10 protein-coding genes are annotated in these 11,782 nt (G+C 66.7%); 4 read left to right on the forward strand and 6 right to left on the reverse strand.

Annotated elements, in window-relative coordinates; genetic code table 11:
• From QCD70_RS13135 to guaB, 6 genes are all read right to left on the reverse strand, one after another.
• Nucleotides 1–828: an SURF1 family cytochrome oxidase biogenesis protein gene (locus QCD70_RS13135; RefSeq protein ID WP_301216950.1), complete on the reverse strand. Its 828-nt coding sequence runs from the start codon at nucleotides 826–828 to the stop codon at nucleotides 1–3.
• Complete coding sequence (locus tag QCD70_RS13140; protein ID WP_301216952.1) at nucleotides 825–2,252, reverse strand: cation:proton antiporter; 1,428 nt, start codon at nucleotides 2,250–2,252, stop codon at nucleotides 825–827. Before QCD70_RS13140 ends, QCD70_RS13135 begins: the two co-directional genes overlap by 4 nt.
• A 3-nt stretch (nucleotides 2,253–2,255) precedes the next feature.
• Nucleotides 2,256–2,789 carry a cation:proton antiporter regulatory subunit gene (locus tag QCD70_RS13145; protein WP_055927237.1) on the reverse strand — a complete coding sequence of 178 codons (534 nt, stop codon included), beginning with the start codon at nucleotides 2,787–2,789 and terminating at the stop codon, nucleotides 2,256–2,258.
• 118 nt (nucleotides 2,790–2,907) lie between these two features.
• Nucleotides 2,908–4,638, reverse strand: a complete 1,731-nt coding sequence (locus QCD70_RS13150) for a glycerol-3-phosphate dehydrogenase/oxidase (protein WP_301216958.1) — start codon at nucleotides 4,636–4,638, stop codon at nucleotides 2,908–2,910.
• An 81-nt stretch (nucleotides 4,639–4,719) separates the two neighbouring features.
• On the reverse strand, nucleotides 4,720–5,838 hold the full coding sequence (locus tag QCD70_RS13155) for a GuaB3 family IMP dehydrogenase-related protein (RefSeq protein ID WP_301216960.1): 1,119 nt from the start codon (nucleotides 5,836–5,838) through the stop codon (nucleotides 4,720–4,722).
• 48 nt (nucleotides 5,839–5,886) lie between these two features.
• Nucleotides 5,887–7,389, reverse strand: a complete 1,503-nt coding sequence (gene guaB / locus QCD70_RS13160; protein WP_301216962.1) for an IMP dehydrogenase — start codon at nucleotides 7,387–7,389, stop codon at nucleotides 5,887–5,889.
• Nucleotides 7,390–7,645: 256 nt separating this feature from the next.
• Between guaB and QCD70_RS13165 the strand changes: the two genes are divergently transcribed.
• From QCD70_RS13165 to QCD70_RS13180, 4 genes are read left to right on the forward strand one after another with little or no spacing between them, the layout of a single operon-like run.
• Nucleotides 7,646–9,022 (forward strand): branched-chain amino acid ABC transporter permease, encoded by a 1,377-nt coding sequence (locus QCD70_RS13165; RefSeq protein ID WP_301216964.1) that lies wholly within the window; start codon nucleotides 7,646–7,648, stop codon nucleotides 9,020–9,022.
• Nucleotides 9,023–9,033: 11 nt separating this feature from the next.
• Nucleotides 9,034–10,011, forward strand: a complete 978-nt coding sequence (locus QCD70_RS13170) for a branched-chain amino acid ABC transporter permease (protein ID WP_301216967.1) — start codon at nucleotides 9,034–9,036, stop codon at nucleotides 10,009–10,011.
• Nucleotides 10,004–11,005 (forward strand): ABC transporter ATP-binding protein, encoded by a 1,002-nt coding sequence (locus QCD70_RS13175; protein WP_301216969.1) that lies wholly within the window; start codon nucleotides 10,004–10,006, stop codon nucleotides 11,003–11,005. The genes QCD70_RS13170 and QCD70_RS13175 overlap by 8 nt, the downstream gene beginning before the upstream one ends.
• Nucleotides 11,002–11,772, forward strand: coding sequence for an ABC transporter ATP-binding protein (locus QCD70_RS13180; protein ID WP_301216972.1), 771 nt, complete (start codon nucleotides 11,002–11,004; stop codon nucleotides 11,770–11,772). The genes QCD70_RS13175 and QCD70_RS13180 overlap by 4 nt, the downstream gene beginning before the upstream one ends.
• The last annotated feature ends 10 nt before the right edge of the window (nucleotides 11,773–11,782 follow it).

The following is an 11,782-nucleotide window of genomic DNA, read 5'->3' on the forward strand; positions in this document are numbered from 1 at the left end:
CTAGTGTATTCCGTGCTCGGCCAGGCTCCGGGCGCGCTCGTCGGCCTCGCTCTCCTCGAGCTCCTCCTTCTCGCGCTCCCAAGCGTCGCGTGCAAGCCGGTACCAGAGGAAGACGGCGAAGCCCGCGAAGATCACCCATTCGGCCGCGTAGAAGATGTTGAGCCAGTTGAGTTCGACGGAGCGGTCGGGCTCGGGTGCGTCGATCACGTCGAGGCCGTGTGGGGCCGTGCTGGAGATCACGTAGCCGCCGTAGACGTCGGTCGATTCGGGCAGCGCAGTCCAGATGTTCACGAACGCGGCGGGACTCATGGTGGTGAGGTCGTATCGCCCGCCCTCGCTCTTCTCCGCATCGTCGACGTTGGGCGCGTCGGGGTCGACGTAGCGCCCGTCGACGGCCTTCGGGCCGGATGCGCGGGGCTGGGCCGCGAGGGCGTCGCGCACGGCGACGGCGGTGTCGCGGTCGGGCGCCCAGCCCATCGCGACCGCCAGGGCGGGCGCTCCGGGCTCATCGACGGCCAGGTGCCCGACGACCCAGTAGCCGGACTGCCCGCCGTTCAGTCGGTCTGCCAGGATGCCGTAGTCGGCGGGCTCGAAGGTTCCCGAGGTGGTGACGCGCTGCGCCGCCTCGACGGCGAGCACGGGCTGCTGCGGCGACGCGACCGACGTCAGCGGCTGCACCGTCTCGGTGGGTCGGTCATCGACCTGTCCGCTGGAGACGGCTCGCTCGAGCTGCCACTGCCCGAGGCCCGCGAAGATCGCCGCGATCGCCAGGGCGAGCACGAGGGCGGCGATCCATCTCGGCCGCCGCATCACACTGAAGAGGGTCAATATTCGCTGTCTCTCTCTCGAACCCCGAAGTCGTCGGACTGGCGCATGGCCTGTTCGATCAGGGCATCGACATCGCCCGCCTCCGGCTCCTGCGGCGCCGTCTCGGCACGCGGAGTCGTGTCGAGCGTCGGCTCCGAGTCATCGTCGGCGCGGGGAAGCGACACGTCCTGACCCGCCGTCGCCGCGGCGACGAGCGCGATCTCCTCGTCGAGCATCGGATCGCGATGCTTCTGCGCCTCGCCCGCCCGCGCCGCCGCCTTCGGGCGCAGGATGACGTTCGCGATCCTCTCCGAGTTCGCGGCGAGGATCGGGCCCATGATCGCCATGATCAGAACGTAGAGTCCGGCGAAGGGCTGGATGCGTTCGTCGAGGCCCGCAGACAGCGACAGGGTCGCGAGGATGAGGGCGAACTCGCCCCTGTTCTGCAGGATCACGCTCGCGTTGATTCCCGCCCGGGGACCGAGCTTGTTGAGCCAGGCCACGAACTGACCCGCACCGGCGTTCAGGACGACCGTCATCAGCACCGCCCCGAGCACCGGGAGGATCACCGGCGCGAACTTCGTGGGGTCGAGCCCGAGGCCGAAGTTGAGGAAGAAGAAGGCTCCGAACACGTCGCGCAGCGGGATGGCGATGTGCTCGATGCGGTTGCGGTACCGGGTCGCGCCCAGCACGAGGCCGATCAGGAACGCGCCGATCGCATCCGTCACGCCGAGGATCTCGCCGATGCCGCCGAACATGATGGCCAGGCCGAAGAAGAGGATCGTGAAGAGCTCGTCGTCTTTCGTGCGGAACAGCCGCGACACGAAACGCCCGCCCCAGCGGGCCACCGTGAACATCACGATGAGGAAGAGGAACGCGATGGCGAGCTTGCCGACGACGGGCCAGATCTCGGTCTCGCCCGAGAGCACGACCGACACGATGGCCAGGTAGATGGCGATGAAGATGTCTTCGACGACGGTCACGCCGAGGATCATGGGCGTCTCGGGATTGGCCAGGCGTTTGAGCTCGATGAGGAGCTTCGTGACGATGGCACTCGAACTGGTGGCCGTGATGCCGGCCACGATGAGCGCCTCGCGCGTTCCCCAGCCGAGCATGAAGCCGAAGGCGAAGCCGGCGCCCATGTTCAGCGCGATGTACGACCCGCCCGAGATGATCAGCTTTCCGGCGTTCGAGAAGAATTCGTCCTGATCGAACTCGAGACCCAGGTTGAACAGCAGCAGCACGAGGCCGAACACGGCCATGAGCTCGATGTACTCGGTGTGCACGAATTCGAGCGGGAAGAAGTGGAAGTTGGGGCTCGCCAGGAGACCGACCGCCATGTAGATCGGGATCGCGGGCAGGCCGATGGTCTTGCCGAGCCTGCCCAGGACGTATGCGATGACGAACAGGGCGCCCAGGATGAGGAGATCGGGCCCGAAGTGCATCGCCTAACGCCCGGCGGAACCGTCGACGGCGCCGGTCTTGGCGCGCATCTCGCCCGTACGGAAGAAGTTGAACGCCTTCGCGACCTTCTCGGGAGACCCGGCCACGACGAGCGTGTCTCCCGGGAACACCTTGAAGTCGGGTGCGGGAGCCGGGTTCGCCGACTCGCCCCGCACGACGGCCACGACGGTGAGTCCCACGATGTCGCGCTCGGCCGTGTTTCCCAGCGGCTGGCCGGCGATGTGATCCTCGTAGTCGACGGTGAACCAGTCGATGCTGAGCCCGGGGATCTGGTCGAGGGCCGTGAGCGACTCGGTGATCTGCGTGCCGCCGAGCAGCTCGGCCAGCGTGCGGGCCTCGTCTTCGCTCAGGCGCAGAGAGACCTTCGCGGCATCGGACGTGTTGTCCTCATCGGAGAACGTGATGAGGTCGCTGTGACCCGATCGATGGGCGATCACCCCGACCTTGCCTCCATCGGCGGTGATGAAGGTGTGCAGCACCCCCACCCCGGGAAGCTTGACCCGTCGGACATCGACCATGACTGAACTCCTCGGGTATCTGCATCGTGCGGGCGTAAGACTCTATTCTACCCGCGCACGGAACGGGGGGTCCGTTCCCCGAGCCTGCCGAGGCGTCGCCCGAGCCTGCCGAAAGGGGCTACGCCTGCGCGGCGATGTCGGGCGCCTCGAGCCGGATGCGGTCGGCCGATTCGTCGTCGGGCTGCTCCTGGCTCGCACGCTCCGCCGCGACTCGACGCAGGTAGTTCGCGACCTCGCGCTCGATCCGGGCCTCGTCCCAGCCCAGCACGCCGGCCATGAGCCGCGCCGCGACAGGAGCGGCGGAGACTCCCCTGTCCCACGCTTCGATCGAGATGCGCGTGCGGCGGGCCAGCACGTCTTCGAGGTGCAGGGCTCCTTCGTGGCTGGCGGCGTACACGACCTCTGCCGCGAGGTAGTCGTCGGCCCCGGGCAGGGGTTCCGCGAGCTCGGGGTTCGCCGAGATCAGGTCGAGCAGTTCGTCGGTCAGCGTTCCGAATCGATTGAGCAGGTGCTCGATGCGCACGGTGTGCACGCCGAACTTTCGGGCGATCTTGCTGCGCTTGTTCCACGCAGCCTGATAGCCCTCGGCGCCGAGCAGGGCGATGTCTTCGGTGACGCTGTCGGCGATCTTGCCGTCGAGGGCGGAGACCGCCGCGTCGATGGCGTCTTTGGCCATGACCCGGTAGGTGGTCCACTTGCCGCCCGCGATCACGACGAGACCGGGAACCGAGTGCGCGACGAGATGTTCGCGCGACAGCTTCGACGTCTGGTCGCTCTCTCCGGCGAGCAGCGGACGAAGGCCCGCGTAGACGCCCTCGACGTCGTCGCGGGTGAGCGGCACGTTCAGCACCGTGTTCACGTGCTCGAGCACGTAGTCGATGTCGGCCGCGGTCGCGGCGGGGTGCGCCTTGTCGAGGTGCCAGTCGGTGTCGGTGGTTCCCACGAGCCAGTGCCGGCCCCACGGGATGACGAAGAGCACGCTCTTCTCGGTGCGCAGAAGCAGGCCCATGGAGGACTGGAAGCGGTCGCGCGGCACGACGAGGTGGATGCCCTTCGACGCCCGCACCTTGAACTGACCGCGTTCACCGACCATTGCCTGGGTGTCGTCGGTCCAGACGCCGGTGGCGTTCACGACCTGCTTCGCCCGGATCTCGAACTTCTCACCGGTCTGCAGGTCATGGGCGTGAACGCCGACGACCCGCTGCCCGACCTTGATGAATCCCTCGACGCGCACCCGGCTCGCCGCGTGGGCTCCGTAGAACGACGCGGTGCGCACGACGGAAGCGCCGTAGCGCGCATCGTCGACCTGCGCGTCGTAGTACGTGATGCCGCCGATGAGGGCATCGTGGGCCATGCTCGGGATCGCGCGCTGCACCTGGCCTCGGGTCAGGTGGCGGTGGTGGGGAACGCCGGGCGGGCGGCCACCGGTGTAGGAGAAGAGGTCGTACAGCACCATGCCGGCGCCGATGTAGAAGCGGTCGATGAATCGGCGCTTGAGCGGAATGAGGAACCGCACGGGCTTGACGAGGTGCGGCGCGATGCGCTGCAGCAGGAGGCCGCGCTCGATCAGGGCCTCGCGGACGAGCCGGAAGTTGAGCTGCTCGAGGTAGCGGACTCCGCCGTGCACCAGCTTCGACGAGCGCGAACTCGTTCCGCTCGACCAGTCGCGGGCCTCGACGATTCCGACGCGGAGCCCTCGGGTAGCCGCATCGAGTGCTGCGCCTGCGCCGACGATGCCTCCGCCCACGACCAGGATGTCGAGTTCTTTGGTCTTCAGAGCCTCGATCGCGGCTTCACGCTCTTCGGGGCCCAGCTTCGCAGACCTGGACACACTGTTCGCTTCAACCATTTTCAGGCCTCCTCGTCATAGAGAATCGGTGGCCTCAGTGTACCCGGGACGGGTTGATAAACAGCGAGCCGGAGGCGATGACTAGTGGGTCAGGTACGGGGCGACGACGACGTCGATGCGCTGGAATTCCTTGAGGTCGGAGTACCCCGTGGTCGCCATCGAGCGTCGAAGGGCGCCCATGAGGTTGGCCGTTCCGTCTGCGACGGGCGACGGGCCGTTGAGGATCTCCTCGAGCGGCGCGACCTGGCCGACGTGCACGCGGTTGCCGCGCGGAAGCTGGGTGTGGTGAGCCTCGCTGCCCCAGTGGTATCCGCCGCCGGGCGCGTCGGTCGCCCGAGCAAGCGCGGTGCCGAGCATCACGGCGTCTGCGCCGACCGAGATGGCCTTCACGATGTCGCCGGATGTGCCTAGGCCGCCGTCGGCGATGACGTGCACGTAGCGCCCGCCCGACTCGTCCATGTAGTCGCGGCGTGCGCCGGCGACATCGGCGACAGCCGTGGCCATGGGTGCGTGGATGCCGAGGGTCGCCCGGGTGGTCGAGGCGGCTCCCCCGCCGAAACCGACGAGAACACCGGCCGCGCCCGTGCGCATGAGGTGCAGTGCGGCCGTGTAGGTCGCGGCGCCTCCGACGATGACGGGGACGTCGAGCTCGTAGATGAACTTCTTGAGGTTCAGGGGCTCGGTGCTCTTCGAGACGTGCTCGGCCGACACGGTCGTGCCTCGGATCACGAACAGGTCGACGCCCGCGGCGACGACCGTCTCGTACAGCTCCTGCGTGCGCTGCGGCGACAGGGCCGCGGCGACGGTGACGCCCGCGGCGCGGATCTCGGCGAGGCGTGCGGTGACGAGTTCGGGCTTGATGGGCTCGGCGTAGATCTCGCGCATGCGCGCCGTCGCAGAGGCGGCATCGATCGTGCGGATCTCCTCGAGGATCGGCTCCGGGTTCTCGTAGCGTGTCCAGACGCCCTCGAGGTCGAGGACGCCGAGTCCGCCGAGCTGTCCCATGCGGATGGCCGTGGCCGGCGAGACCACGGAGTCCATGGGGGCCGCCAGCACGGGCATGCCGAAGTGATAGGCGTCGATCGTCCAGTTGATCGACACGTCCTGCGGGTCACGTGTGCGCCTCGAGGGCACCACCGCGATGTCGTCGAATGCGTAGACGCGACGGCCTCGCTTGTTGCGGCCGATTTCGATATCCATACTCACCCGACAACCCTACCGGTGACTCGTTCCGCCCGGAGGCGCTGCCTACCGGCGGTAGTTCGGCGCCTCGACGACCATCTGCACGTCGTGAGGGTGCGACTCCTTGAGGCCCGCGGCGGTGATGCGCACGAAGCGGCCCTTCTCCTTGAGCTCGGGAATGGTGCGCGCTCCCGTGTAGAACATCGACTGGCGAAGACCGCCGGCCAGCTGGTACGCGACGCTCGCCAGCGGGCCGCGATAGGGCACCTGGCCCTCGATGCCTTCGGCGATGAGCTTGTCGTCGCTCGGCACGTCGGACTGGAAGTAGCGGTCCTTCGAGTACGACGTCTTCTCGCCGCGGGTCTGCAGGGCTCCGAGGGAGCCCATGCCACGGTAGTTCTTGTACTGCTTGCCGTTGACGAAGACCAGGTCGCCCGGGCTCTCGTCGCATCCGGCGAGCAGCGAGCCGAGCATCACGGTGTCGGCTCCGGCGACGAGGGCCTTCGCGATGTCTCCCGAGTACTGCAGGCCGCCGTCGGCGATCACCGGGATGCCGTGCGGCTTGGCCGCGAGCGACGCCTCGTAGACGGCCGTCACCTGGGGCACGCCCACACCGGCGACGACGCGGGTCGTGCAGATCGATCCGGGACCGACACCGACCTTGATGGCGTCGGCACCGGCATCCACCAGAGCCTGCGCGCCCGAGCGGGTCGCGACGTTGCCGCCGATCACGTCGACGCCCGCGAATGCGCTGTCGCGCTTCAGCCGGCGGATGATGTCGAGCACGCCTGCGCTGTCGCCGTTGGCCGTGTCGACGACGATCACATCGACCCCGGCCTCGAGCAGGCTCGTGGCCCGCTGCCAGGCGTCGCCGAAGAATCCGATGGCGGCGCCGACGCGCAGGCGCCCGGCCGAGTCCTTGGTGGCGAGGGGGTACTTCTCGCTCTTGTCGAAGTCCTTCACCGTGATGAGGCCCGTGAGACGGCCCTGCTCGTCGACGATGGGGAGCTTCTCGATCTTGTGCTGGGCGAAGATCGCGATCGCGTCGTCGGGGTCGATGCCCTGGCGTCCGGTGATGAGAGGGGCCTTGGTCATCACGTCGCGAACGAGCGTGGTGGCCTTCTCGAACGGCGAGACGAAGCGCATGTCGCGATTGGTGATGATGCCCACCAGCACCCCGGCCTGGTCGACGACGGGGAGGCCGGAGACGCGGAAGTGGCCGCAGAGCGCATCGACCTCGGCGACGGTCGCGTCGGCCGTCGTGGTGACCGGGTCGGTGACCATGCCCGATTCGCTGCGCTTGACCAGGTCGACCTGGCTCGCCTGGTCGGCGATCGAGAGATTGCGATGCAGGATGCCGATACCGCCCTGGCGGGCCATGGCGACGGCCATGCGGGACTCGGTCACCGTGTCCATGGCCGCACTGAGAAGAGGAGTGGCTACGTCGATGCGGCGGGTCAGCCTCGATGAGGTGTCGGCCTCGCTCGGAATCACGTCTGTGTGACCCGGCAGGAGCATCACATCGTCGTACGTCAGTCCGATAAAACCGAAGGGATCCGCCTGGTCCAAATGACACCTCGCCTAGTAGAAAATTCGTCTCCCCAAGAGTAACGGTTAGGTGCGCACGTTATTCCGGTGTAAGAAAGTACCTGCGCGTCGCAGGCGTTTCTTTCCGTGTCGAAACATGGAGGCAACAATGGGGCGCTATGTTCTAGCAACGTCGCTCGACCATAGATAACGGAGTCCGGGTTCGCCCGTGCTTCCCACAGGAGGTGCACCCTTGCTCGCTGGCATAAGACCCGGGCAGTCGGCTCGATTGATCGCGATGCTCATCGCGTCGGTCGTTCTCTGTCTATCCGTCGTCCTCGGAGGATCCGCCCTCGGCGCATCAGCTGCTGAGACGACCGTTTCCACGTCCACCACCACTGAGCAATCGATCCTCGCCTGGGTACGCTCCGATGCCGACAAAGTCGGCGTCGCAAACGTTTCCATAACGGTCGAGGGCGATGGCGGCACGGAGACGGCGGTCACCGGCGAAGACGGCAAGGCCATCATCCCCGTCAGCGAGCCCGGCACCTACACGGTGACGATCGACGAAGACGCGCTCCCGGCCGAGACCGGCTACCCGCGTCCGTCGACCAACCCCGCAGAGGTCGAGGTGTTCGCCGGCAATACAGAGGTGCCCGCGATCTTCTTCCTGTCGCCCGACAACGCGAAGGGAGCCGTCGCGGCCCCCACCGATACGGCGACGTCCACGCCGACGCCCGGAGCAGACGACGAGGCCGGAACGGCGACCACGACGGCACCGGTCACGGCCGACACCTTCTGGCTGCGGTTCTGGCCCCAGCTGGTCACGGGCCTCATCTTCGGTCTGCTCATCGCCCTCGCGGCGATCGGCGCCTCTCTCATCTACGGAACGACAGGCCTGAACAACTTCGCCCACGGCGAGCTGGTCACCTTCGGCGCCCTGATGGCCTACCTGTTCTCGGGAATCATCGGGCTCCCCGCCGTCATCGCGATTCCCGCGGCGATGGTGCTGGGCGGCCTGTTCGGGTGGGCGCAGGATGCCGGCATCTGGCGCCCCCTGCGCAAGCGCGGCCTGGGCCTGATCCCGATGATGATCGTCACCATCGGCCTCTCGCTCGCTCTGCGCTACGTGTTCGTCCTCCTCTTCGGACCCGACCGGCTCACGCTGCCCAACAGCACCAAGCCGTTCCTCGTGATCGGCTCGGTGAGCCTCAAGTTCACCGACGTCGCGGGAGCCATCATCGCCATCGTCGTCATTCTCGGCGTGGCACTCGTGCTCACGAAGACCAAGATCGGCAAGGCCATGCGCGCCGTGTCCGACAACCGGGCCCTCGCATCCGCATCCGGCATCAACGTCGAGCGCGTCATCCGCGTCGTCTGGGTCGGCTCGGGTGCCCTGGCCGCCCTCGCCGGCGTCTACGTCGGGTACTACCAGTCGCTCCGCTGGGACACCGGCGCATCGATCCTGCTGCTCATCTTCGCGGCGATCACCCTCGGTGGCCTGGGCTCGGCCTACGGCGCGCTCGTCGGAGCCGTGGTCATCGGCCTCATCATGAACCTGTCGACACTGTGGATTCCGGAGAACCTCAAGTTCGTCGCCCCGCTCGTGCTCATGATCATCATTCTGCTCGTCAGGCCCCAGGGCATCCTGGGCCGCAAAGAGCGCGTCGGCTAGGGAAGGTCCTTATGAACGGCAATTTCATCTGGCTCGCAATCGGGCAGATATTCGACCCCACCGTGGCGGCCTACGCACTGGCCACCATCGGCCTCGTCATTCACTTCGGCTTCACGGGCCTGCTCAACTTCGGGCAGGCGGGATTCATGGCCGTCGGCGGCTACGCCTTCGCGATCACGTCGGTGATCTACAGCTGGCCGCTCTGGGGGTCGTTCCTCGCGGCGATCGTCGCGGCCACCATCTTCGCGCTGATCCTCGGAATACCCACGCTGAGACTCAGGGCGGACTATCTGAGCATCGTGACCATCGCCGCGGCCGAGATCATCCGATTGTCGGTCAAGACGCCCGAGTTCTCCGACGTCACCGGCGGCTCGGAAGGCATCAACGGCGCGGCGCGCGCGTTCAACGCCGTCAACCCGCTCCCCGAGGGCCGCTGGGGTCTGATGGGCACTCCCCTGGTCTACAACCAGGACCAGTGGTGGATCCGCATCGTCGGCTGGGGCCTTGTCGCCCTCGCGTGCCTCCTCGTCTTCCTGCTCATGCGCAGCCCCTGGGGCCGTGTCATCATGGGCATCCGCGAAGACGAAGATGCAGTGCGCTCGCTCGGAAAGAACGTGTTCTCGTACAAGATCCAGGCGCTCATCCTGGGTGGCGTGCTCGGAGGTCTGGCCGGAGTCGTGTTCATCCTCCCCCGGTCGCTGCAACCCGACAACTACGGAACGCAGCTCACGTTCTTCCTTTACACGATCATGCTGCTCGGTGGCGCGGCGACCGTGTTCGGACCTGTGGTGGGTTCCATCATCTTCTGGGTCACCCTGTCGCTCACCGACGGACTCCTCAGCCTCGGCATCGAGGCCGGAGTCCTCCCGCTCACGACCACGCAGACCGGTCCGATCCGATTCATCATCGTCGGCGTCGCCCTGATGCTCCTCGTGATATTCCGTCCGCAAGGAATCTTCGGCAAGAAGAAGGATCTGCACTTTGCCTGAAAAAACTCTCGTATCCGACATCACAGACGATGTGATCGTTCCGGGCGTCAAGAAGAAGGACCCGATCGTCGTCGCGCACGCGGTCAGCCGTCGTTTCGGCGGCCTCACCGCGGTCGACGTCGCCCACCTCGAGATCCCTCGCGGCTCGATCACGGCCCTCATCGGCCCGAACGGCGCCGGCAAGACCACGTTCTTCAACCTGCTCACCGGGTTCGACAAGCCGAACACCGGCAACTGGACCTTCAAGGGCAAGAGCCTGGCCGGCGTGCCGGCGTTCAAGGTCTCGCGCATGGGCATGGTCCGCACCTTCCAGCTCACGAAGGCGCTCAGCGGCATGACCGTGCTCGAGAACATGCGCCTCGGAGCCACGAAGCAGGGTGGAGAGAACATCTTCGTCTCGCTCTTCAAGCCTCTGTGGAAGGCGAAGGAGGACGAGATCACCGAACGGGCCATGCAGCTGCTCGCCAAGTTCAAGCTCGACACCAAGAAAGACGACTACGCCTCGAGCCTGTCCGGCGGACAGAAGAAGCTGCTCGAGATGGCACGCGCGCTGATGTCGAGCCCCGAACTCGTGATGCTCGACGAGCCGATGGCCGGTGTGAACCCGGCACTGACGCAGTCGCTGCTCGGCCACATCGTGAACCTGAAAGACGAGGGCATGACCGTGCTCTTCGTCGAGCACGACATGCACATGGTCAACACGATCGCCGACTGGGTGGTCGTGATGGCCGAGGGCAAGGTCGTCGCCGAGGGCCCGCCCTCGACCGTCATGTCCGACCCCGCGGTCATCGACGCCTACCTCGGCGCCCACCACGCAACCGACCTCGGAACCATCGAGGGGCAGCTCGAGGTGGCGGAGGACATGCAGTCCGACCTGATCCGCAACGAGGTGGAGCACGACGCGGAGGCCGCCGGCATCGCCGTTCCCGGCCACGAGTCGGCACCGACCGCCGACGCCCCATCGACACCGGTCGATACAGAGGAGAAGAAGTGAGCACCGATACCGAGCGCGTTCTCGTCACCAGTGAGCTCTTCGCCGGCTACGTTCCGGGCGTCAACATCCTGAACGGGTCGAACGTCTACGTCAAGCGCGGCGAACTCGTCGGCATCATCGGCCCGAACGGCGCGGGCAAGTCCACGCTGCTGAAGGCCATCTTCGGCCTCGTGAACATCCGGAGCGGCACCGTCGAGCTCAATGGAGAAGACATCACCGGCCTCAAGGCCGACAAGCTGGTGTCGAAGGGCGTGGGCTTCGTGCCGCAGAACAACAACGTCTTCCCCTCGCTCACCATCGAGGAGAACCTCGAGATGGGCATGTACCAGAAGCCCAAGCTCTTCAAGACGCGTCTGGCCTTCGTCGAGGATCTCTTCCCCGAGCTGTCGAAGCGGCTCAAGCAGCGCGCCGGCTCCCTCTCCGGCGGAGAACGGCAGATGGTGGCCATGTCTCGAGCCCTGATGATGGATCCGAGCATGCTCCTCCTCGACGAGCCGAGCGCAGGCCTCTCCCCCATGCGACAGGATGAGACGTTCGTGAACGTGCAGCGCATCAACCGCGCCGGCGTCTCGATCATGATCGTGGAGCAGAACGCCCGACGCGCGCTGCAGATCTGCGACCGCGGGTACGTTCTCGACCAGGGCAAGGACGCGTACGAGGGCCCGGGCCGCGACCTCATGAACGACCCCAAGGTCATCGAGCTCTACCTCGGAACCCTCGCCACGACGAACGAGGTCACCACCTCGACGCCCACGGTGGGCGGCTGACCCTTTCCAC

It is taken from the genome of Agreia sp. PsM10 (assembly GCF_030433855.1).
Lineage (GTDB): Bacteria > Actinomycetota > Actinomycetes > Actinomycetales > Microbacteriaceae > Agreia.

Bases quoted from the DNA above. Each gene is read 5' to 3' on its own strand.
- QCD70_RS13140 (WP_301216952.1), bottom strand. From the start codon at position 2,252: ATGCACTTCGGGCCCGATCTCCTCATCCTGGGCGCCCTGTTCGTCATC.
- QCD70_RS13145 (WP_055927237.1), bottom strand. From the start codon at position 2,789: ATGGTCGATGTCCGACGGGTCAAGCTTCCCGGGGTGGGGGTGCTGCAC.
- QCD70_RS13150 (WP_301216958.1), bottom strand. From the start codon at position 4,638: ATGGTTGAAGCGAACAGTGTGTCCAGGTCTGCGAAGCTGGGCCCCGAA.
- QCD70_RS13170 (WP_301216967.1), top strand. From the start codon at position 9,034: ATGAACGGCAATTTCATCTGGCTCGCAATCGGGCAGATATTCGACCCC.
- QCD70_RS13165 (WP_301216964.1), top strand. From the start codon at position 7,646: ATGCTCATCGCGTCGGTCGTTCTCTGTCTATCCGTCGTCCTCGGAGGA.
- QCD70_RS13155 (WP_301216960.1), bottom strand. From the start codon at position 5,838: ATGGATATCGAAATCGGCCGCAACAAGCGAGGCCGTCGCGTCTACGCA.